This is a genomic window from Pseudomonas sp. 1 (assembly GCF_056626735.1).
On sequence record NZ_JBWXMQ010000029.1, the window covers coordinates 1 to 17,189 of the forward strand.

The 17,189-nt window shown below is 61.2% G+C and carries 15 protein-coding genes and 1 pseudogene; 7 read left to right on the plus strand and 9 right to left on the minus strand.

Features of this window, described 5'->3' with window-relative positions; genetic code table 11:
* The 4 genes and pseudogenes from AC1MDC_RS27680 to mnmH form a co-directional block, all read left to right on the plus strand.
* Positions 1-1,794: pseudogene (locus AC1MDC_RS27680) on the plus strand (toxin VasX); the annotation flags it as partial.
* Positions 1,775-2,875: a hypothetical protein gene (locus AC1MDC_RS27685; RefSeq protein ID WP_480394111.1), complete on the plus strand. Its 1,101-nt coding sequence runs from the start codon at positions 1,775-1,777 to the stop codon at positions 2,873-2,875. The pseudogene AC1MDC_RS27680 and the gene AC1MDC_RS27685, both read left to right, overlap by 20 nt.
* 87 nt (positions 2,876-2,962) lie before the next feature.
* Positions 2,963-3,997 (plus strand): selenide, water dikinase SelD, encoded by a 1,035-nt coding sequence (selD, locus tag AC1MDC_RS27690; RefSeq protein WP_085698919.1) that lies wholly within the window; start codon positions 2,963-2,965, stop codon positions 3,995-3,997.
* The gene (gene mnmH, locus AC1MDC_RS27695) at positions 3,997-5,100 is read left to right on the plus strand and encodes a tRNA 2-selenouridine(34) synthase MnmH (RefSeq protein ID WP_480394112.1); all 1,104 of its coding nucleotides are present in this window, start codon (positions 3,997-3,999) and stop codon (positions 5,098-5,100) included. The genes selD and mnmH overlap by 1 nt, the downstream gene beginning before the upstream one ends.
* Before the next feature lie 26 nt (positions 5,101-5,126).
* Here mnmH and AC1MDC_RS27700 read toward each other — a convergent pair whose 3' ends face one another.
* Positions 5,127-5,801, minus strand: a complete 675-nt coding sequence (locus AC1MDC_RS27700) for a histidine phosphatase family protein (protein ID WP_085698923.1) — start codon at positions 5,799-5,801, stop codon at positions 5,127-5,129.
* 295 nt (positions 5,802-6,096) lie between these two features.
* Between AC1MDC_RS27700 and AC1MDC_RS27705 the strand changes: the two genes are divergently transcribed.
* Positions 6,097-6,795 carry a glutathione S-transferase family protein gene (locus tag AC1MDC_RS27705; protein ID WP_085698925.1) on the plus strand — a complete coding sequence of 233 codons (699 nt, stop codon included), beginning with the start codon at positions 6,097-6,099 and terminating at the stop codon, positions 6,793-6,795.
* Between the two features lie 191 nt (positions 6,796-6,986).
* Positions 6,987-7,961, plus strand: coding sequence for a porphobilinogen synthase (hemB, locus tag AC1MDC_RS27710; RefSeq protein WP_085648205.1), 975 nt, complete (start codon positions 6,987-6,989; stop codon positions 7,959-7,961).
* 128 nt (positions 7,962-8,089) lie between these two features.
* On the opposite strand, the gene AC1MDC_RS27715 is transcribed toward hemB, so the two are convergent.
* Positions 8,090-9,619: an FAD-dependent oxidoreductase gene (locus AC1MDC_RS27715; protein WP_480394113.1), complete on the minus strand. Its 1,530-nt coding sequence runs from the start codon at positions 9,617-9,619 to the stop codon at positions 8,090-8,092.
* Between the two features lie 194 nt (positions 9,620-9,813).
* Here AC1MDC_RS27715 and AC1MDC_RS27720 point away from each other — a divergent pair, with 194 nt between their 5' ends.
* A complete protein-coding gene (locus AC1MDC_RS27720) occupies positions 9,814-10,902 on the plus strand; it encodes a DUF1615 domain-containing protein (RefSeq protein ID WP_480394114.1) in 1,089 nt (362 codons plus the stop codon).
* 78 nt (positions 10,903-10,980) lie between these two features.
* Here AC1MDC_RS27720 and AC1MDC_RS27725 read toward each other — a convergent pair whose 3' ends face one another.
* From AC1MDC_RS27725 to AC1MDC_RS27755, 7 genes are all read right to left on the minus strand, one after another.
* Entirely contained in the window at positions 10,981-11,382 is a 402-nt protein-coding gene (locus AC1MDC_RS27725) for a phage infection protein (protein WP_480394115.1), read from the minus strand.
* A 113-nt stretch (positions 11,383-11,495) separates the two neighbouring features.
* Complete coding sequence (locus tag AC1MDC_RS27730; protein ID WP_480394116.1) at positions 11,496-12,191, minus strand: anti-sigma factor; 696 nt, start codon at positions 12,189-12,191, stop codon at positions 11,496-11,498.
* On the minus strand, positions 12,188-12,721 hold the full coding sequence (locus AC1MDC_RS27735; RefSeq protein ID WP_480394130.1) for a sigma-70 family RNA polymerase sigma factor: 534 nt from the start codon (positions 12,719-12,721) through the stop codon (positions 12,188-12,190). Before AC1MDC_RS27735 ends, AC1MDC_RS27730 begins: the two co-directional genes overlap by 4 nt.
* 42 nt (positions 12,722-12,763) lie before the next feature.
* Positions 12,764-13,285 (minus strand): DUF3455 domain-containing protein, encoded by a 522-nt coding sequence (locus AC1MDC_RS27740; protein WP_085703299.1) that lies wholly within the window; start codon positions 13,283-13,285, stop codon positions 12,764-12,766.
* A gap of 117 nt (positions 13,286-13,402) precedes the next feature.
* On the minus strand, positions 13,403-15,088 hold the full coding sequence (locus tag AC1MDC_RS27745) for an ABC transporter ATP-binding protein (protein WP_480394117.1): 1,686 nt from the start codon (positions 15,086-15,088) through the stop codon (positions 13,403-13,405).
* Positions 15,089-15,102: 14 nt separating this feature from the next.
* Entirely contained in the window at positions 15,103-16,125 is a 1,023-nt protein-coding gene (locus tag AC1MDC_RS27750; RefSeq protein WP_480394118.1) for an ABC transporter permease, read from the minus strand.
* Positions 16,125-17,189, minus strand: a complete 1,065-nt coding sequence (locus AC1MDC_RS27755; protein WP_480394119.1) for a microcin C ABC transporter permease YejB — start codon at positions 17,187-17,189, stop codon at positions 16,125-16,127. The genes AC1MDC_RS27750 and AC1MDC_RS27755 overlap by 1 nt, the downstream gene beginning before the upstream one ends.

Consider the following 17,189-nt stretch of genomic DNA (forward strand, 5'->3'; position numbering starts at 1 on the left):
CTGAACCTGGGCCTGAACCGCGTGCTGGAAGGCTTCGACCTCTCGGCCGAAAAAATCCCCGACCTCGATGAACTGTTCCAGCGCCTGCCCAAAGCACTGCGCCTGCGCCTGTTCGACGCGGCAAAAACCAGCGGCGTGACCTTCACCGTCGCCAGCCCGGCTGAGCAGTCCGCGCTGCAAACGGCGATCAAGGAAGTACTGCGCGAACGCGAATACCTCAAGACCCTCAACCGCGAACGCAACCAGATCACCCACAACAAGAATCGCCAGGGGCACAAGACTCCACGGGCGATGGAGTTGCAGGAAGAAATTGTGCGGGTGCGGGCTCAATTGACGCAGATCGAAGGGCGATTGGCGGCAGCGTTAAGCCCGATTGAAGAACTGCCGGATCGCTCGGCCCGGTTGTACGGCGCGACGCCTGCAAGGGCAGGGGTGACGGTGGTGTTTCCGCCGGCGCAGCAGCAGGAACTGCGCGGGTTGTTGGGGAATATTCGGATGGGGTTGGGTGGGGTGTCGGCGGGGAGTCTGGTGAAGACGGAAGGGATGGGGTTGGTGGTGGTTTTGGTGCAGGTGGTGAATTTGGTGGGGGCAGCAAAGGAGCTGAAACAGCAGTCCAAGAACGAAAGGAGTTGGGGGCCGGTTTTGAATGCCTTGATGGCCACTGGTGCTGCTGGGTTCACGGCGGCACAAAGTCTGGCTGATACGGCATTGAAAGCTCGGGGCACGGCGCTTGTTGCTGGGCTTCAGCATCATGCCTTGCAGCACGTGCATGTGCAGATGGGGAAATTACATATTGGGTTGGGAGGTTTTACATACTTTCTAGGATTTTTAGCTTCGTTCTCCAACCTAAAGAATCAGCTTAAAAGTTGGCAGCAGGCAATTCGTAGTGGAAATGTTGCAGCCGAGAGAAGCGCGGCTTTAGCCACAATCGGTGCAACTGGTATGACAGCGGTTAACTCTTACGGGTTGGGTCATACAGTTCACGCTGGGTACAACGTGCTGGCTGCGGAAAACACTGCGGCACGAAGAGCTGCTTGGGCGGCAGCCGGCACACGCCTTTCTACCGTGTTTTTCCGCTTCAACTTGGCGGGCGCGTTATTCACAGTTTTGGAATTCAGCGGCACTTGGCTGTTCAACCGCTACAACCTTAGCGCCCACGACAAGTGGCTAAAGATCACGCCTTGGAGCCGGGACACGGAAATGCGCGGTGATCACACACTGGATGACTATCAAAGCTATCTGGCCTTTCTGATCCACGCGCCTTATGCGCAACTTGGCCCAAATCCATACGACTCCTGGCTGAAAAAACTGTTGTTCAAAGCCAAACCCAGCGATATCCATCTGGTGCTGCCAAGACTGACGTTGAGTGATCTCTTGCCTCCTTGGGGAGGCAAACCGAAATATCGATTAGGTATTGGCGCGCACCGTATTTCCATTCCCTTGCATAGCCGAGGAGCGCCGCGAGAACGCAAGGACGTGATCAGCGATCAGATTTTAAGTAGCCTGCGCATCGTCAACTCAACGCCCGAGGGACTGGTGCTTTGTCTTCACTACCCGGTGGATCCTGATTCGGAGTTCACTCCCGCGAAAGAAACGTTGGAACTGGCAGTTTGCATTCAAAAAATGGGTGACAAAGGCGAGTGGACGTCGCGGACTCGCGTCATACATCTAGACCCAAAGGGTGAAGGGCATTTCGCTGTTGTCACGGCTCAACTAGTCAAGGGGAACCCGCCCATGCTACTGGTTGAAACACAATTTCTGGAGCAGGCCGATCATGCTGAATTATCTCGATAAGTTAGATATGCCGCCGCCTGAAAAGCCCAGAAGAGCAGGCGATATCGAGCCCTTCCCGAGCGGAAAAATTACCTCTCTCGCTCCACTGCCATTACCAACACTAATGCCACCTTACGGTCCGCATATTGGTGAGCTGAATGATGGGTACATGGACTTTGGATTAGGAACTCCTCAAGTTTTCATGTGGCAAGTGACTGTTGGATTGCCGTTCAGTGGGATGTTCTTGGTCGCATTCTTATTTCCGCTTATTGGCGGTTTCATGTTCCTTTTATTTGGCATGGGCTGGGATGATATTTCTCACGCAATCAAGGGTATTTTCGATGAATCTTTTGGACTCGCTTTGTTAGGCGGCTTTTGGGCTCTTTCCATTTGTATTGGAGTCTGGCACCACAACCACAAAAAACGCGCCTCAATCATCCCAACCCGCTTCAACCGCCAACGCCGCGAAGTCTGCTTCATGCCTGAAGGCGAAACCGAACCTGTCTTCGTCCCCTGGGAATCCCTCTCCGCCTGGATCATCGAAGCCCAGGGCGCTACCCAATACGGCATCCACCGCCAATACGGCATGGGCATCGGCTTCTACGAAGGCGAAACCCTCACCAGCCTCGAATTCCAATGCGCCGGCCTGCCGCTTGCCATCAGCCATTGGGAAGCCATTCGCGGCTACATGGAATACGAAATCCACGACCTCAAATCGATCCAGGACCTGCAAGACCTGCAAGGCCCCGACGACCCGTCTCACGAAGGCCTGCACACCTTCCGCAACGCCCGAGCGCGCATGCATCAGCAGATCCGCGACGGTTCACGTTCTCGGCTGTCGGGTTTCTTCTGGTACCTCTATCACGTCATGACCTTGTGGACGATTCCCAACCGCCTCGTCGAATGGGAAGTGCGCCGCCTCGAAAGGATCGGCAAACAGGCACTGCCCGAGGCCATGCGCCAATGGTCGGAGCCGCTGCCGGAGGATCAATGGGCCAAACCGAGTGAAGAGTTGCTGCGGCTGAGCGAGCAGGTACGTCAACTGCAAAAGCGCCAGCCGCATCGGCCGATCACCGAGATCTTTGCCGAGGTGCAGCGGTAGCCTCGGAGGCAGTGAGAAACAGTTTGGCGAGACGTGCTTCCCACCCTCTCTGCTAGTATTCGCCCCACTGTTTTCCGGAGACTCCCCATGACAGAACCCATCCGTCTGACCCAATACAGCCACGGCGCCGGCTGTGGCTGCAAGATTTCGCCCAAGGTGCTGGAGGTGATTCTGGCCGGCAGCGGGGCGCAGAACCTTGATCCGAAACTGTGGGTCGGCAACGCGTCGCGCGATGATGCGGCGGTGTATGAAATCGATGCCGAGCGCGGGGTGGTTTCGACCACGGATTTCTTCATGCCGATCGTCGATGACCCGTTCGATTTCGGCCGCATCGCTGCCACCAATGCGATCAGTGACATCTACGCCATGGGCGGCGATCCGCTGATGGCGATTGCGATCCTCGGCTGGCCGGTCAACGTGCTGGCGCCGGAAGTCGCGCGAGACGTGATTCGCGGCGGACGCGCGGTGTGCGATGCGGCGGGGATTGCGCTGGCCGGCGGGCATTCGATCGATGCGCCGGAGCCGATTTTCGGGCTGGCCGTCACAGGGCTGGTGGAAAAACGCTTCATGAAACGCAACGACACCGCCACCGCCGGTTGCCTGCTGTACCTGACCAAGCCATTGGGCATCGGCATCCTCACGACCGCCGAAAAGAAAGGCAAGCTGCGCCCCGACGACATCGGCGTGGCCCGGGACTGGATGTGTACGCTGAACAAGCCCGGCAGCCGTTTCGGCAAACTGGCCGGGGTCACCGCCATGACTGACGTCACCGGGTTCGGGCTGCTCGGGCATCTGGTGGAGATGGCCGACGGCAGTCACCTGACAGCGCGGGTTTTTTATGATCGGGTGCCGCGTCTTTCGAGCATCGAGTACTACCTCGAACAGGGCTGCGTGCCCGGCGGCACTCTGCGCAATTTCGACAGTTATTCGAGCCGGGTCGGACGGGTGCAGGAATTGCACAAACGGGTGCTGTGCGATCCGCAGACCAGCGGCGGTCTGCTGGTGGCCGTCACCCCCGAAGGCAATGCAGAATTTCTCGCCGTCGCTGCCGAACTCGGCCTCGCGCTTGAGCCGATCGGTGAATTGATCGGGCGACAGAGCCACGCGGTCGAGGTGAATTGATGGCCGCCGACTTCACCGACTACCGCGACATCTTCCTCAACGACCGGCCACTGATGGATGCCCGTGCGCCGGTCGAGTTTCACAAGGGCGCGTTCCCCGGTGCGGTCAATCTGCCGCTGATGAACGACATCGAGCGGCAGAGAATCGGCACTTGCTACAAGCATCACGGTCAGCAAGCCGCCATCGAGCTGGGCCATCAATTGGTGTCCGGGTCGGTCAAGGCCGAACGTATTCAGGCATGGGCGGATTTTTCCCGGGCGCATCCCGAGGGTTATCTGTATTGCTTTCGTGGCGGCCTGCGTTCGCAGATCGTGCAGCGTTGGCTCAAGGACGAGGCCGGCATTGACTACCCGCGAGTCGGTGGTGGTTACAAGGCGATGCGCGGCTTTCTGATCGACACCCTTGAACAGGCAACGGCCCAGTGTGATTTCGTGTTGCTGGGCGGCATGACCGGCACGGGCAAGACCGAAGTGCTGGTGCAACTGCGCAACGGCATCGATCTTGAAGGGCATGCCAATCATCGTGGCTCCAGCTTTGGCAAACGCGCCACCGGCCAGCCGTCAAACATCGATTTCGAGAACCGGCTGGCCATCGACTTTCTGAAAAAACGTGCCGCCGGCAATGATCAGTTTGTACTTGAGGATGAAAGCCGGGTGGTCGGCAGCTGCGCGTTGCCGTTGCCGCTGTATCAGGGCATGCAGCAATACCCGATGGTCTGGCTGGAGGACAGTTTTGAAAACCGTGTCGAGCGGATCCTGCGTGACTATGTGGTGGATTTGTCCGCCGAGTTCAGCGCTGTGCATGGGGACGAAGGCTTTGCGCTGTTTTCCGAGCGATTGCTGGCCAGCCTGGACAATGTGCAGAAGCGCCTGGGCGGCGAGCGGCATCGGCGGATGTTGCTCCTGATGGAAGAAGCGCTGGCAGAGCAGGGCCGCAGTGGTGCGGTGGATTTGCATCGGGGCTGGATCGAGGGGTTGCTGCGCGAGTATTACGATCCGATGTATGTATTTCAGCGCGAGAAGAAAGGTGGACGTATCGAGTTTGTGGGGGAGCGCGGAGCGGTCGTCGAATATCTGAGTCAGCGGATGAGCCGGAACCCCTGAAGGGCTCCGACCCGGCTGCCCACTGCTCACGTCGGACAGCTTTCCTGGCCGTTATCCAGCCCCTGTTTGTAGCTGTGGCTCTGCAGGCTGGCCTTGCCGTTGTGCCAGGTCAGCGTCAGCACATACAGCGAGTCGTAATCGCTGGATTCCCAGTCATCGGTGATTTTCTGTTTTCCGCCTACCGCGTTGCCGGCAACCTTGTTGATCAATTCAGGAAGGTAGCCGTGTGACCACGCGGTATAGATGGTCGAGTTGTGGTACTTGTCGTTGGTCAACTCGCGGGCGAGGTCACTGGTATCGTTGGCCGAAAATTCGATGTTCACCGGCAGGCCGAGTTTGATCGCGGCGGGGCTGATGGTCATCAGCGGGCGGATGTAGCTGTAGGAGTTGTCCAGTTCGCCTTCCTCGACATTGCGCGTCGGGTTGGCGGCGAACACATAGTCGGCCTTGCCGAATTTTTCCGGCAGCAGGGTCGACAGGTCGATGGCCCGGTTCAGGCCCTGGCAGTTGAGCTGGCCGAGACCACCGGCGGGTTTCTCCGCGTGGCGCAGGAACACCAGGGTCTGGGTGCCGTCCACCGTTTGCGCGCGGCTTTCGCTGGATTCCAGCGACAGGAACAGCGCGCTGACCGCCAGCAGAGTGGGCAGGGCCACATAGGCGCGGTGTTTGAAGCGTTTGGCGAATTTCATCAAGTTCGTCATGGGATATAGGGTTCTTCAGTCTGTTCGGTTAAGGCTGACAAACCTCTGCACCGGGCTCGCACGCCGGAAGTTTTCCCTGTCATCAATGGCTTGCTTGGAGCCCTCTGAGGCCTGTTTGGTTCGATCCGGCTGCGTGCGCCGCACTTTACCTTTCGGCCCCTGCGATTGAAGGGAAGGTTAATCACAGGATGTTGCGGATTTAAGTAAGCGGGCGGGCGAGGGTGTAAAGAACCCGAGCCATAGGGCTGATCGTGGATTATGCTCAGGCCTTTCATTTTGTGACTGGATGCTACACATGACCGATCTGTCCGCGTTCCCGATCACCCAGAAATGGCCGGCGCAGTACCCTGACTGGATTCAGCTCTATTCGTTGCCGACACCTAACGGCGTCAAGGTTTCGATCATGCTCGAAGAGATCGGCCTGCCCTACGAGCCGCACCGCGTGGGCTTCGACACCCATGACCAGATGTCCCCGGAATTCCTGTCGCTGAACCCGAACAATAAGATCCCGGCGATCCTCGACCCCCACGGCCCCGAGGACAAACCGCTGCCGTTGTTCGAGTCCGGCGCGATCCTGATCTATCTCGCCGACAAGAGCGGCCAGTTGCTCGCCCAGGAAGGCGCGCTGCGCTACGAAACCATTCAGTGGCTGATGTTCCAGATGGGCGGCATCGGCCCGATGTTCGGCCAGCTCGGTTTCTTCAACAAATTTGCCGGCAAGGACTACGAAGACAAACGTCCCCGTGACCGTTACGTCGAAGAAAGCCGGCGCCTGCTCAGCGTACTGAACACCCGTCTGGAAGGGCGCGACTGGATCATGGGCGAGCGCTACACCATCGCCGACATCGCCACGTTTCCGTGGGTGCGCAACCTGATCGGTTTCTACGAGGCGGGCGATCTGGTCGGCATCAATAACTTCCCGAACGTCACCCGGGTGCTGGAGCGCTTCCTGGCGCGGCCGGCCGTCGTGCGCGGCCTGACCATCCCTTCCTGATTTCAGGGTTGTACATCTGATCCTGTGGGAGCTGGCAAGCCAGCTCCCACAGGTCATTGGGTTGTTCTGATGATTATTGCGTCCTGGGTAATGCACTGTTGATTGATCCAGGTTTGTACCTCGATCCTCGCAAGGCATAAGCTTCGCCCCCTACGACTTTCGTCTCATCCGCTGTTTTCAGGAAAGGCCCCATGTCCAGTCAGTTCCCCGAAGCACGTCCACGCCGTCTGCGCCGCAATGCGAGCCTGCGCAGCCTGTTCCAGGAAACCGAGTTTTCCCTCAACGATCTGGTGCTGCCGATCTTCGTCGAAGAAGAGATCGACGACTTCGTGCCGATCAAGAGCATGCCCGGCGTGATGCGCATTCCGGAGCGCAAACTGGCCGGTGAAATCGAGCGTTACGCCCGGGCCGGGATCAAGTCGGTGATGACCTTCGGCGTGTCCCACCATCTGGACGCCAACGGCAGCGACACCTGGCGCGAAAACGGGCTGGTGTCGCGCATGTCGCGGATCGCCAAGGACGCCGTGCCGGAGATGATCGTGATGTCCGACACCTGCTTTTGCGAATACACCGACCACGGCCATTGCGGCGTGATGCACAACCATGAAGTCGACAACGACCAGACCCTGATCAACCTCGGCAAACAAGCGGTGGCGGCGGCGCGTGCCGGTGCCGACGTGATCGCGCCGTCGGCGGCGATGGACGGCCAGGTGCGGGCGATTCGCCGGGCGCTGGACGATGCCGGCTTCACGCAGATTCCGATCATGGCCTACTCGACCAAATTCGCCTCGGCGCTCTACGGCCCGTTCCGCGAGGCTGGCGGCAGCGCGCTGAAGGGCGATCGCAAAAGCTATCAGATGAACCCGATGAACCGCCGCGAGGCCCTGCGCGAATCGTTGCTCGACGAGCAGGAAGGCGCCGACGCACTGATGGTCAAACCGGCCGGCGCGTACCTGGACATCATCCGCGACATCCGTGAAGCCTCGAACCTGCCGTTGGCGGCGTATCAGGTCAGCGGCGAGTACGCGATGATCAAGTTCGGCGCCCAGGCCGGGGCCATCGACGAAGACCGCGTGGTGCGCGAAAGCCTCGGCGCGATCAAGCGCGCGGGTGCGGACCTGATCTTCACCTACTTTGCGATGGACCTGGCATTGGCCGGGATTTAAGCAACACCACAAAACCCAATGTGGGAGCGAGCTTGCTCGCGATATCGGCGTATCAGACAACCCTGCATTGACTGACAGACCGCTATCGCGAGCAAGCTCGCTCCCACAGTGGTTTGTGGTGTTCTGAATCAGGTAAAAAACGGACGGATCCCGTGATCACGGAAGTACCGCTCGATCACCTTCGGATCCGCGCTGTTGTCGGCAATCGCCACATAGGTATCCGGGCGCAACAGGTAAAAGCCATTGCGCCCCAGTCCTGCCGTTTCAAACGCCGGACGCCAGTCGAACACGTGCAGCGGCAAGTGATGTTCATTGCACCAGGCGATCATCTCGTCGCTGGTGTCGCCGTACACATGCACCTGCCAGCACGGCTGGCGCAACGGCTCGTAATTATCCCCCTCGCCATCATGGGCCCACGGCAAGCGGTCGCCGCCGTGGACGTGCCCGGCCACGCCTTCGCTCAGCGCCATGCCCCGATAGTTGACGGTGATTTGCGACACCGTGCGAAACAGGAATTCGCGGCTGGACTCGAATGAGGCCATTTTCGGAATCAGGAACGGCGCCAGCCGTGTGCGCAGCAGGTCGGCCATGCGCCCTTCGGCGGTGACGAAGCTGAAGACCTTGTCGGTGGTCGACACCAGCCGTCGGGCGAAGGCGATGCGTTCGGTCTCGTAGCTGTCGAGCAGTTGGGGTGTGGCAGCGCCGCCGAGCACTGCCGCGAGTTTCCATGCCAGATTGATCGCATCGCCGATGCCGGTGTTCATGCCCTGACCGCCGGCGGGGCTGTGTACGTGGGCCGCGTCGCCAAGCAGAAACGCCCGGCCCTGGCGAAAGTGATCCGCCACGCGGTGATGCACGCGGTAGGTGGAGAACCAGTTGACGTCCTCGATGTGCACGTTCAGGTGCTCGATGGCGCGATTGCTGACATCAGAAAACTCCAGGGTTTCGGCGCGATCAGCACGTTCGTCGCGCACGGTGCCGATCAGCCGCGCACGGCCTTCGCCGGCCAGCGGGAACACCGCCAGAAAATCCGCTTCGTCCAGATCCAGATGTAACTCGCCGTTGAGCGCCGGGCCGCTGGCCCGCACATCGGCGACATAGAAAATCTGCTGATAAGTGCCACCGGGAAAACCGGTGTCGAGGGTTTTGCGCACGACCGAGCGGGCGCCGTCACAGCCGGCGAGATAGCAGGCCTGACAGATTTCCTGCTCGCCATCCGGCAGGCGCAAATGCGCGGTGAGGCCGTCGCCGTTTTCCGTGAAGCTCTCCAGCGTCGTGTTGCGCTCGATGGTTACGTCGTAGTCTTCGAGGCGGTCGATCAACAGCCGTTCGTGTTCGTCCTGCGGGTACATTTCCAGAAAGGCATAGGGTGTCAGGCCTTCGCCGATCCGGTTCAGCGGCAGTTGCGCCACGGGTTTGCCCTTGACCCAGAAATTCGCCGCGGCCACCCGATGGCCGTTGCGCACCACTGTGTCGGCCAGATCCAGTTGCCGGTACAGCTCAAGGGTGCGCGCCTGCACCGCCAGCGCCCGCGACGTGGTGCCTGGCGCGGAGGCCTTGTCGATGATGCGCACGCGCACGCCCAGTTTGCTCAGCCACAAGGCCAGCACCAGTCCGGTGGGGCCTGCGCCGATGATCAGAACATCACTGCGGTTCATGGTCTGTCCTCCTCGCGTGTCCTGACCTGCGGCATGCCGCTACGTGTGCAGCAGCAAGTATGGATCAGTCGGCGAGGGCGGCCAGTCGGCCTGCCAAACGGGACGATGGAACAGCGCCGCCGGCCCGCAGTCCTATCCTGCACCCTGCGATTGAGCGTAGGGTTAACCCGGCTCAACGGACTGGATGAAGCGTTATGCACACCCCTCGATTATTCGTCAGCCTCGCCGCGCTGCTGGTGCTGGCCGGTTGCGCCGGTCAACGCAGCATCGAACCGGCGCCGCGCCCGCCCGCCGAGGTCAAGGCGCAGATCGTGCGCCTGCTGCCGGCAAAAACCGTCGACCGCCAGGGCTGGGCCACCGACATCTACGCCGCGTTCGCCGCCCAGGGCATCAGCCCGACCACGCAAAACCTGTGTTCGGTGCTGGCCGTTGCCGAGCAGGAATCGACCTTTCAGGTCGATCCGCCGGTGCCCGGCCTGGGCAAGATCGCACGTGACGAAATCGACCGCCGCGCCGCCAAGGTGCATATCCCGAGCCTGTTGGTCAGTGGTGCCTTGCAGGTGCGCTCGCCCAACGGCAAAACCTACAGCGAACGCCTGAGCGCCGCCCGCAGTGAAAAGGAATTGAGCGCGATTTTCGATGACTTCATCGGCTCGGTGCCGATGGGCCGTACGCTGTTCAGCGGTTTCAACCCGGTGCACACCGGCGGGCCGATGCAGGTCAGCATTGAATTCGCCGAGCAGCACGCCAAGGACTATCCGTACCCGGTGGACGGGACGATTCGTCACGAGGTGTTCACCCGTCGTGGCGGGATGTATTTCGGTATCGCGCATTTGCTGGGGTATCCGGTGAGTTACCGCGAGCCGCTGTACCGCTTTGCCGACTTCAACGCCGGCTGGTACGCCAGTCGCAACGCGGCGTTTCAAAACGCGGTCAGCCGCGCTTCGGGCATTGCGCTGGCGCTGGATGGCGACCTGATCCGCCCGGGCGCGATCATGCCGGGCAGCACGGAACTGGCGGTGCGCACCCTCGGCAAATCGCTGGGCATGCGTAATCCGGTGATCCGCGATCAACTGGAGAAGGGCGATAGCCTGGCCTTCGAGGAAACCAGACTGTATCAGCAGGTGTTCGAGCTGGCGGAGCGTGCGGAAGGCAAGACATTGCCTCGTGCGGTGCTGCCGGGCATCGTGCTGCAAAGCCCGAAGATCACCCGCAAACTGACCACGGCGTGGTTTGCCAAACGGGTCGACGAGCGCTATCGGCGCTGCATGACCAAGGGCTGAGGACGATCAAAAAGGTATAAAAAAACCCGGCTGACGGGAGCCGGGTTTTTTCTGGGTTGTTGCGGTCAAGCCATTCATTCAGGCGACGCGACGTTCAATCAGACGATCCGAACCACCTTCAGCGACGCGGCGTTCGATCAGACGATCCGAACCACCTTCAGCGACGCGGCGTTCGATCAGACGATCCGAGCCACCTTCAGCGACGCGGCGTTCGATCAGACGATACGAGCCACCTTCAGCGACGCGACGTTCAATCAGACGATCCGAGCCACCTTCAGCGACGCGACGTTCAATCAGACGATCCGAGCCACCTTCAGCGACGCGGCGTTCGATCAGACGATCCGAGCCACCTTCGGCAACGCGGCGTTCGATCAGACGATCGGAACCGCCTTCGGCGATCATGGTGTGGGCCGGTTTGGCGGCAAATGCGTTGAAGGCCAGAACCGAAAGGGCAATGCTGAGGATGACTTGGCGTTTCATGATGGTGTGCTCCGGGGGTGTTGTTTGTTTGGTATGGAGCGGATGTTACGCCCGGGATTTTTTAAGAGAACTTCATTGACGTGATGGTGAACATCGACGCCGATGATGGTTCGTCACAACACCTTCACGGCACGGCCAATCGCCTGGATCGGCCCGGTGGGTTTGCCGATCGGCGAGCCGTTGGCGCCTTCAAGCGTCAGCTCGAACAACTGGTTCGGTTGCAGCGGCGGCAGCTTGTCCAGCGGGATCGACAGCGCCTGCCCCGGCTTGACCAGCCCCAGCGACACCGGCCCCTGCCAGCCGTCGGCCTTGGTCCAGAACTCCAGGGCCTTGTCGGCCGGCACCTCGACCACGCCCAGTGGAATCAACTGAATCTCCCGTGGACTGCTGGCCTGGATCACCCAGCCCGGTGCCTTGTCCTGCGGGGCGACCAGCACCACCAGAAAGCTCGGTTTCGGCGTGGTCTGGGTCAACAGGATCGACCCCAGCAGCAAGCTTGCGGCCAGCCCCGCAGCGCTCAAGCCGCGCCACAGTGACAGGCGGTTCCACCAGGAAATCTCTGGTGCCGGTTTATGGGTGAGTTGCCCGACAGTGCGTTCAATGCGTTGCCACAGTTGCGACGAGGGCTGATGCGCCGGGACGAGGTCGGTCAGTTCCAGCAGACGCCGCTCCCAGGCGTCCACGGCCGCTTGCAGCTCGGGCTCGTTGGGCAAGCGTCGTTGCACTTCGGCGCGCGCTTCGGCTGAGAGGGTGCCGAGCACGTATTCGCTGGCCAGTTCATCGCGTTCCTGCGCCGATTCGGTGGTCATCCCATGCACTCCCGCAACGCATTGAGGCTGCGTTTGATCCAGGCTTTGACGGTGCCCAGCGGCGTGTCGAGGCGCTGGGCGATCTGCGCGTGGCTGTAACCGTCGACATAGGCGTGAAGGATGCAGCGGCGACGTTGCGGTTCCAGTTGATGCAGGCAGCGATGGATGCGGGTCGATTGCGCCAGCGCGTCGAAGCCGTCATCAATCGCCGGAGATTCGTTGTTGTCGTTCAGCGGTGTTTCCCGGTCGTGATTGCGCAACACATTCAGCGCCAGATGGCGGGTCACGCTGAACATCCAGCCCCGGGCCGAACCGCGCGCCGGGTCGAAACCCGCCGCGCCGGCCCAGATCTTGATGAAGGCGTCGTGAACGATGTCTTCGGCCAGCGCCGCGTCACGCACCAGACGCCGGGCCACACCCAGCAGGCGCGGGCTTTCCTGCACATACAATTCGTGCAGGGCCCCGCGCTCGCCGCGGGCACAGGCGGCGAGGCGGGCTTCGTAATCGAACGCGGTTTCGGGCAATGGCATGTCCTGCAATCTAGCAAGCATCGAGCAAACGTCCAGTCAGGCTCAGTTCGCCGCCCAGAAAATGTAATCGGCCTGGTACTTCACCACTTCCTTCTGACCCTTGTTCGCCGCCGTGCATTCACTGCCCGGCGCCACGCCACCCTTGAGCGCGACGCGCTGGATGTAGCTCACGCCGCTCATGGCGCCTTTGCCTTCGGCGGGGTTGGCCTTGACCAGTTGATAGGGCAGGTTGCCCGGGCTCGATGGTGCAACGGCCAGTTGCGTGCCGGTGACTTTCGAGCCGTCCTGCGCCTGCCAGGTGGCGGGCGGGCCGAAGTAGGTGCCGACCTGCTTGCCGCTGCGATCGTTGAGCACCGCTTTCGGGCCGACGAACACCCACTCGGTCTGGCCGGCGACATTGGCCTTGTCCCGGCATTCGTAGGTGATCTCGCCGACCCCGGTGGTTTCCATCGCGATCCTGTGGCCGTCCGGCACCTTGATCGCATCGGGATAACTGCTTTGGGCAAAGCTTGTCGAGGCAACGGCGAGCAAACCGGTGAGGCCAATCAGTTGGGTGATGTTCATCAGTGTTTCTCCGAAAAGGGTAGACCGCTGACAGCCGAAAATGGGCTGTTACAGGGACTACCCGCGACGGAGCGGTTTGGATGCAGTGGCCGGAAAATAAACTTCAAACCCCATCGATTACCCCTGTGGGAGCGAGCTTGCTCGCGAATACGGTGTGTCAGCCACATAAATGCTGACTGATCCGACGCCTTCGCGAGCAAGCTCGCTCCCACAGGGATCTTTGTCAGGCTTCAGGCCGGAGGCTTTCAGCAACGCCTGGGTATACGCATGCTGCGGCGCCGCAAAAATCTGGCGCGACGCTCCCTGTTCCACCACCTTGCCGTCCTTGATCACCATCAAGTCGTGCGCCAGCGCATGCACCACCGCCAGGTCATGGCTGATGAACAGGTACGTCAAGCCGTGACGGATCTGCAATTGCCGCAACAATTCCACCACCTGTTTCTGCACCGTGCGATCCAGCGCCGAGGTCGGTTCGTCGAGCAGAATCAGCGCCGGTTCCAGCACCAGTGCCCGAGCGATGGAAATGCGCTGGCGCTGGCCGCCGGAGAATTCGTGGGGATAGCGATGGCGGCTCTGCGGGTCGAGGCCGACTTCCTCCAGCACGCGGATCACCGCCGCCTCACGTTCCTCCGCCGTGCCGATGCCGTGGGTCAGCAGGCCTTCGGCGATGATCTGCTGCACCGACATCCGTGGGCTGAGGCTGCCGAACGGGTCCTGGAACACCACCTGGATCTGTCGCCGCAACGGGCGCATCAAGCGCTGATTGAACAGGCTCAATTGCTTGTTGCCGAACCGAATGTCGCCCTCGGATTCCACCAGCCGCAGAATCGCCTGGCCCAGCGTCGACTTGCCCGAGCCGGACTCGCCGACAATGCCCAGGGTCTTGCCCCGTTGCAGCCGGAAACTCACGCCGTCCACGGCCTTGATGTATTCCTGGGTGCGGCTGAACAACGTCTTGGGCAGCGGGAACCAGACTTTCAGATCGTCCACTTCCAGCAGGTTGTGATCGTAGCGACTCTGCACCGGCGCGCCGGACGGTTCCGCCTCGATCAGCAGGCGGCTGTAAGGATGCTGCGGGGCGCGGAACAGCGTTGCGCAATCGGCCTGTTCGACGATTTCCCCGTGGCGCATCACGCACACCCGCTGGGCGATGCGCCGCACCAGATTGAGGTCGTGACTGATCAGCAGCAGCGACATGCCGAGGCGTTGCTGCAACTCGATCAGCAGCTCGAGAATCTTCTGCTGCACGGTTACGTCCAGTGCCGTGGTCGGTTCGTCGGCGATCAGCAATTCAGGCTCGTTGGCCAGGGCCATGGCGATCATCACCCGTTGCCGCTGGCCGCCGGAGAGCTGGTGCGGGTAAGCCTTCAAGCGCTGCAACGGCTGGCGAATGCCGACCAGTTCCAGCAGCTCCAGCGTGCGCTGGCGCGCGGCGCGGCCCTTGAGCCCCTTGTGGATCTCCAGCACTTCGCTGATCTGTTTTTCCACCGTGTGCAACGGGTTCAGCGAAGTCATCGGCTCCTGGAAAATCATCGCGATGCGGTTGCCACGCAAGCCGCGCAGCTGCTGTTCGCTGGCGTGCAGCAAGTCCACGCCGTTGTAGCGGATGCTGCCCGTGCTGCTGACGGTTTTGCCTGGCAGCAGACGCAGGATCGAGTGCGCCGTCACCGACTTGCCCGAGCCGGATTCGCCGACCAGTGCCAGGCACTCGCCACGGCGGATGTCGAGATTCACACCGTGCACTACTTCGTGCCCGGCGAAGGCGACGCGCAGGTCGCGGATTTCAATCAGGTTGTCGGTCATTTCAGCTCCGGGGATCAGGATCGCGGATCGAACGCGTCACGGCAGGCTTCGCCGATGAACACCAGCAGGGACAGAATCAGCGCCAGGGCAAAAAACGCCGTCAGCCCCAGCCACGGCGCTTGCAGATTGCGCTTGGCCTGGCCGATCAGTTCACCCAGCGACGCGGTGCCGGCGGGCATGCCGAAACCGAGAAAGTCCAGCGCGGTGAGGGTGGCGATGGCGCCGGTCAGAATGAACGGCAGGTAGGTGAGGGTTGAGGTCATGGCGTTGGGCAGAATGTGCCGGTGCATCAGCTCGCTGTCCGTCAGGCCCAGCGCCCGCGCGGCCTTGACGTATTCCAGGCTGCGCCCGCGCAGGAACTCGGCGCGCACCACATCCACCAGTGCCAGCCAGGAAAACAGCGCCATGATCCCCAGCAGCCACCAGAAACTCGGCGAGACGAAACCCGACAAAATGATCAGCAGGTACAGCACCGGCAGCCCTGACCAGATCTCCAGCACCCGCTGCCCGAGCAAGTCGACCCAGCCGCCGTAGTAACCCTGCAACGCCCCGGCGACGATGCCGACCAGCGCACTGACGGCGGTGAGGATCAGCGCAAACAGAATCGAAATCCGCGTGCCGAAAATCACCCGCGCCAACACGTCCCGCGCCTGATCGTCGGTGCCCAGCCAGTTGCTGGAGGACGGCGGGCTCGGCGCCGGTTCCGTGAGGTCGTAATTGACCGTGTCGTAGCTGAACGGAATCGGCGGGAACAGCATCCAGCCGCCCTGATCCTCGATCAGTTTGTGCACGTAATTGCTGGCGTAATCCGGCTGGAAGGGCAATTCGCCGCCGAAATCGGTTTCCTGATAATCGCTGAGGATCGGGAAGTAAAAAGCGTCGTGGTAGCGGATCACCAGCGGTTTGTCGTTGGCGATCAGTTCGCCGCCGAGGCAGATCAGGCACAGCCCGACGAACAGCCACAGCGACCAGCGCCCGCGACGGTTGGCCTTGAATTGCGCGAGGCGCCGCCGGCCCAGAGGGGAGAGTGTGAACATCAGGCAGTCCTCGCCGAGAAGTCGATGCGCGGGTCAAGCAGGGTGTAGCAGAGGTCGCCGATCAGCTTGATCAACAGGCCGAACAGGGTGAACAGGAACAGCGTGCCGAACACCACCGGGTAGTCCCGTGACACCGCCGCTTCGTAGCTCATGCGCCCGAGGCCATCGAGGTTGAAGATGGTTTCGATCAGCAGGGAGCCGGCGAAAAACACCTCGATCAATGCCGACGGCACACCGGCCACCACCAGCAGCATCGCGTTGCGAAACACATGGCCGTAGAGCACGCGTCGTTCGGTCAGGCCCTTGGCGCGTGCGGTGATCACGTACTGACGGCTGATCTCGTTGAGGAAGCTGTTTTTGGTCAGGATCGTCAGCGTCGCAAAACCGCCGATCACCAGCGCCGTCACCGGTAACACCAGGTGCCACAGGTAGTCGCCGACCTTGGCCCACAGGCTCAGGCTGTCGAATTTGTCCGAGACCAGCCCCTGCACCGGAAACCAGTTGACGTAGCTGCCCCCGGCGAACACCACGATCAACAGGATCGCGAACAGAAACGCCGGCATCGCGTAACCGACGATGATCGCCGTGCTGCTCCAGACATCGAACGCGCTGCCGTTTTTGATCGCTTTACGGATCCCCAGCGGGATCGAAATCAGGTAGGTGATCAAGGTCGCCCACAGGCCGAGGGACAGCGACACCGGCAGCTTCTGCACGATCAGATCGGTCACCTTCGCACCGCGAAAGAAGCTGCTGCCCAGGTCCAGTTGCGCGTAGTTCTTGAGCATCAGCCACAGGCGTTCGTGCATCGGTTTGTCGAAACCGTAGTGCTGCTTGATCTCTTCGATCAGCGCCGGATCCAGGCCACGGCTGCTGCGTCCGGCCCCGCCGATCGCGGTCACTTCGCTGGCGCCGCCCATGCTGTGTCCGCCGAAGCCTTGCAGGCGAGCGATTGCCTGTTCCACCGGGCCGCCGGGCGCCGCCTGCACGATGACGAAGTTGACCACCAGAATGCACAGCAGCGTCGGGATGATCAGCAACAGACGTCGACTCAGATAACGCCACAT

Coding starts and splice junctions, on each gene's coding strand:
- AC1MDC_RS27685 (WP_480394111.1), top strand. CDS start 1,775: ATGCTGAATTATCTCGATAAGTTAGATATGCCGCCGCCTGAAAAGCCC.
- selD (WP_085698919.1), top strand. CDS start 2,963: ATGACAGAACCCATCCGTCTGACCCAATACAGCCACGGCGCCGGCTGT.
- mnmH (WP_480394112.1), top strand. CDS start 3,997: ATGGCCGCCGACTTCACCGACTACCGCGACATCTTCCTCAACGACCGG.
- AC1MDC_RS27700 (WP_085698923.1), bottom strand. CDS start 5,801: ATGACGAACTTGATGAAATTCGCCAAACGCTTCAAACACCGCGCCTAT.
- AC1MDC_RS27705 (WP_085698925.1), top strand. CDS start 6,097: ATGACCGATCTGTCCGCGTTCCCGATCACCCAGAAATGGCCGGCGCAG.
- hemB (WP_085648205.1), top strand. CDS start 6,987: ATGTCCAGTCAGTTCCCCGAAGCACGTCCACGCCGTCTGCGCCGCAAT.
- AC1MDC_RS27715 (WP_480394113.1), bottom strand. CDS start 9,619: ATGAACCGCAGTGATGTTCTGATCATCGGCGCAGGCCCCACCGGACTG.
- AC1MDC_RS27720 (WP_480394114.1), top strand. CDS start 9,814: ATGCACACCCCTCGATTATTCGTCAGCCTCGCCGCGCTGCTGGTGCTG.
- AC1MDC_RS27725 (WP_480394115.1), bottom strand. CDS start 11,382: ATGAAACGCCAAGTCATCCTCAGCATTGCCCTTTCGGTTCTGGCCTTC.
- AC1MDC_RS27730 (WP_480394116.1), bottom strand. CDS start 12,191: ATGACCACCGAATCGGCGCAGGAACGCGATGAACTGGCCAGCGAATAC.
- AC1MDC_RS27735 (WP_480394130.1), bottom strand. CDS start 12,721: ATGCCATTGCCCGAAACCGCGTTCGATTACGAAGCCCGCCTCGCCGCC.
- AC1MDC_RS27740 (WP_085703299.1), bottom strand. CDS start 13,285: ATGAACATCACCCAACTGATTGGCCTCACCGGTTTGCTCGCCGTTGCC.
- AC1MDC_RS27745 (WP_480394117.1), bottom strand. CDS start 15,088: ATGACCGACAACCTGATTGAAATCCGCGACCTGCGCGTCGCCTTCGCC.
- AC1MDC_RS27750 (WP_480394118.1), bottom strand. CDS start 16,125: ATGTTCACACTCTCCCCTCTGGGCCGGCGGCGCCTCGCGCAATTCAAG.
- AC1MDC_RS27755 (WP_480394119.1), bottom strand. CDS start 17,189: ATGTGGCGTTATCTGAGTCGACGTCTGTTGCTGATCATCCCGACGCTG.